Annotated in this window: 4 protein-coding genes, 1 tRNA gene and 2 rRNA genes; all 7 read right to left on the bottom strand. The window is 38.0% G+C overall.

Translation table 11 applies throughout. The features are described from left to right. Nucleotides 1-278 precede the first annotated feature (278 nt). Complete coding sequence (locus tag Q0Y70_RS09585) at nt 279-683, bottom strand: protein-export chaperone SecB (RefSeq protein ID WP_191668591.1); 405 nt, start codon at nt 681-683, stop codon at nt 279-281. After that, complete coding sequence (locus Q0Y70_RS09580; RefSeq protein WP_297820397.1) at nt 683-898, bottom strand: hypothetical protein; 216 nt, start codon at nt 896-898, stop codon at nt 683-685. The genes Q0Y70_RS09585 and Q0Y70_RS09580 overlap by 1 nt, the downstream gene beginning before the upstream one ends. Beyond that, the gene (locus tag Q0Y70_RS09575) at nt 898-1,488 is read right to left on the bottom strand and encodes a hypothetical protein (protein ID WP_297820394.1); all 591 of its coding nucleotides are present in this window, start codon (nt 1,486-1,488) and stop codon (nt 898-900) included. Before Q0Y70_RS09575 ends, Q0Y70_RS09580 begins: the two co-directional genes overlap by 1 nt. A gap of 221 nt (nt 1,489-1,709) precedes the next feature. Then, nucleotides 1,710-2,369 carry a site-specific integrase gene (locus Q0Y70_RS09570; RefSeq protein ID WP_297820391.1) on the bottom strand — a complete coding sequence of 220 codons (660 nt, stop codon included), beginning with the start codon at nt 2,367-2,369 and terminating at the stop codon, nt 1,710-1,712. Nucleotides 2,370-3,265: 896 nt separating this feature from the next. Beyond that, nucleotides 3,266-3,338, bottom strand: a tRNA-Thr gene (locus Q0Y70_RS09565). Between the two features lie 5 nt (nt 3,339-3,343). Continuing rightward, a 5S ribosomal RNA gene (rrf, locus tag Q0Y70_RS09560) occupies nt 3,344-3,460 on the bottom strand. Between the two features lie 77 nt (nt 3,461-3,537). Then, nucleotides 3,538-3,886, bottom strand: a 23S ribosomal RNA gene (locus Q0Y70_RS09555); the annotation flags it as partial.

Here is a 3,886-nt window from a genome sequence, read left to right as displayed (position 1 = left end):
GTCTTTTTGTATAAAAAATACCACCCACATTTCTGTGAGTGGTATCGATATCCATCAATACCAGTTGACAGATACCCCGATAATCGCTGGTATTACAGGCTTATGTGTTCTTTGTAGTGCTCACTAAAGTCGCTTTTTTAGAGTAGTTCAACCCTTGATGTAAAAGGATTTCATCCTAAACATGTTAAGATTATGTGTTAAATACATGGCCAGAAACTTTGTTCAAATATCGTCAAAGCCCTTTTTAAAGCAAATAGTTCAATAATCTACTTAATATACTACTCTTTATCCTGTTTATCTATTAGATTACCGATATTCATAGTCGGTAATACCAATGCGGGATATTCACCACTCATTCCAGTAAGCTGACTTATTACCATTCTGAAGTACGGGAAAAGTATTGCAGTTGCATTCTTTTTAAGCAAATTATCAAGCCCTAACTTTGCCTCATCTTCTTCAGCATTATACTTGAACATTCCCTCTATCTGTACATCAACGTTAAAAGGAAGTTCATCTTTAGATGAAAAGCCAAGAACAACATTAGCTTCTTTATCACTATTCTTATGGAAACTAATGTTGATGTTAGGATTAAAACTTGCTTCATCTTCTTTGGAATTAAACTTCAGATTACGTTCATATTCCATTTTCAGAATATGATAACCCTTAAACTCTAATACAACCATTACGCAACCTCTTTCATGTTAGAAAACAGATTACTTGCACCCTTCATGCAGTAACCCTTCTGCTCTTTTAGAGAATAAGTTGCTCTACCTTCGCTAACAGTCACTGAATGTTCATCAAAAGATAGTTTCAAACTTTCTACTAAAGCATCCGTATCGATTTCATCAAAGAAATCGTTAACACTTTGTTGAGTTATATTTAAATCTTCAATCCGCATTATGATTCCTCCTTAAAACTATACGGCTTTATTGACTTGATGTCCTCAGGATATCTAATAGTAAATTCTGTACCATTAGGTATCCCGAGTCTTTGATAACTGTTTTTAAACGGTGGTAAAAATGTCTCTGTTTGTTTTTTTACAAACCTAATATAAATACCATTCTTCCTCAAATACACAATAAACAGTTCTGTCATAATACCAGCAAACAAGTCTATTTTGCCATTAGATCCACCTGGTATTGCATTAAAAATATCACTTGCTTTTTGGACATTTCGTGCATTCTGAGAAAACCTTCTAAATTGTTCCTGATGATTTGGATTTGTAAAATCTAAATCATCAGGATTCTCAATATCCACATTAACTTGTAAAACCTGATTGTCCATATCAAATTTATTTATAAAACGCAACGCCATACTTGGATCATCCACAAAAGTATATATTCCATATCCTAGTGATCCAGGAATTTTAAACTTTTTTCGTTGACCCTCATACAAAATTGATTCTATAACGTGTAAATTGCTATGGAACTTGCCAGACTTAAGTATCTTTTGAGCATTTGAGGTTGTAGTACCATGATATAATCGCAAAATATACTCCCAACCTGATATTACACTTAATTAAACAACATGAACAGCTTATACTCAACTATTCAACTAAGTATATAATACACCATACAAAAGTATAATACATCATACAAAAGTATGATACACCATACAATGTATTTTTCTCCAATTCTTAAAGACTTATGTCATCATTAATAAACTTACCTACTAAAAATAGCCATGCAACTAATTGCACGGCTATTTTTTTACATTGACAAATATCGATCCATCAATCCGCTGTATCCAGTGTTAAATGTTTTTACATAATAGCGCATATAGACGGCTAGCGAATTACCCAAGCGATTGCAGGCATAGCTATAGTCCCCCAGCCTTGCTAGCCTAGTTCCGCAAGTTGTTCTAAGGGTATAACAACTCAATGGCAGCTCTCCATTATTAACCCCAATTCTTCGACAAAGTTCCTTTAACATATCATTCATTGACCGCTGGGTGACTGGGTAACCCAATCGAGCGAGCCGATAATCCGTCAAATTCAAAAATAGTAAATCACTCGTGGTCTGTAAGCCTTTTTCTTTAATAAACTCCACTTGCTTCTGTTTAAATATTTGCAGTTGATCATAAAGTTGCTGAGTTATTGGCGGGGTGAGACGGCTTTCTCCTTTGCGACGGGCTTTAAGATGACCGTTCAACCCCTTAGTCAGTTCCGAATAAGAATCGTTAATCCGAAATACCCAGTGACCTTCATCTTGAGTAAGGTTAACTAACTTCAATGCTTGGATTTCCTGTGGGCGCATTCCAGTTTCTGCCTCAACCCATAATGCCATTCTCACTACCCATCTTTGAATCGGAATTTGATTCAAATCGTCTTGAATGGTTTTTCTAAAGGCCTGAAACTCTTGATCCGTCATCGCATACTTCTCTTTAGTGATAGACTGTTTGTCCCTTTGATTTGACAATGACATCACATTCCAGCGTTAATAGGTAGAAACTTTTATTAATCTGGTCCTCAGACTTCTTCAAATTCCACTGGTACCAGCGGTCGCAGTGTTAATGAAAAATACAATAATTAATGCCCAACTACTAATCACTATTGACTTCACCCCATTTTCAATAACGCAATTCATTTGGTGCCAGATGTGCCAGGTTTTAAATGAAAATATATTAAATAACTCTTTTTACTTTCATTACTATTATTTTTCTTCATTGATTAGTTGATTTAAAAAGTTCTGTTCAAAACATGGCATCGTTGGCACATTTTCTCCCAATGCCTTGATACCATTAGCTTTAGTCATTGTTTATTGATTGGCACTACAATTATTAAAAAGTGTCCCAATGCTTGATATAACAATAATCTGCTGGTGCCGGCTAACTTGACACTAACCCGGCACCAATTGTGTTAATAACTAGCCTGTTTTAAAATTCAAGGTCCGGTGTCAAAAAAAGTGCCACCCATTTATTAAAATGTGCCAGCTAAACCGACACCTAATTTCAACTTGACCATGTGGATTTGCACTATATTAATTAAGGATTTGGTCCCAAAAATTTTAAGCTGATGGGTAAAGTAGTCATATTAAGATGCAGAAAAACCGCTCAGCCCAAAAGCCAAGCGGTCGTCAAAGTCGCTAAACCCTGCTATAATATAACTGTAAATGAGAATATATTATATTCAACAATTAGGCTGATAGCTTAACGGTAGCGCTCTTGTTCTGGTGTACTGCAATACACCACCTACCAAAAGGAGCGCAAAAAAGCCTGTACTAGCAACGTTAAACGCTGTTAATACAGGCTTTTCACTGTTATAAAATGCTGACTAGAGGATTCGAACCTCCGACCTCATCATTACTAGTGACGTGCTCTGCCAACTGAGCTAAGTCAGCATCAAGCGTGGCAACGTCCTATCCTCGCAGGGAGCGATCCCCCAACTACTTTTGGCGTGTTGAAGCTTAACTTCTGTGTTCGGCATGGGAACAGGTGTATCCTTCAAGCCATCATCACCACACTTACCCTTCCGGGCAAGAGCTTGCGCTCTCAAAACTAAACAATATCTTTCTTCTTCCAAACCGCACCGCGCTTAACTTGGTTAAGTCCTCGACCGATTAGTAATGGTCCGCTCCATGCCTCACGGCACTTCCACTTCCATCCTATCTACCACATCATCTTTGTGGGGTCTTACTTCCCGAAGGAATGGGAAATCTCATCTCGAGGCGAGTTTCACACTTAGATGCTTTCAGCGTTTATCTCGTCCATACATAGCTACCCAGCGGTGCTCCTGGCGGAACAACTGGTACACCAGCGGTATGTCCATCCCGGTCCTCTCGTACTAAGGACAGGTCCTCTCAAATTTCCTCCGCCCGCGACGGATAGGGACCGAACTGTCTCACGACGTTCTGAACCCAGCTCGCGTACCGCTTTAATGGGCGAACAG

It is taken from the genome of uncultured Lactobacillus sp. (genome assembly GCF_947367085.1).
Taxonomy (GTDB): Bacteria; Bacillota; Bacilli; order Lactobacillales; family Lactobacillaceae; genus Lactobacillus.
The sequence above is the reverse complement of the archived record's forward strand: the minus strand, read 5'-3'. Positions and strand labels throughout refer to the sequence as shown.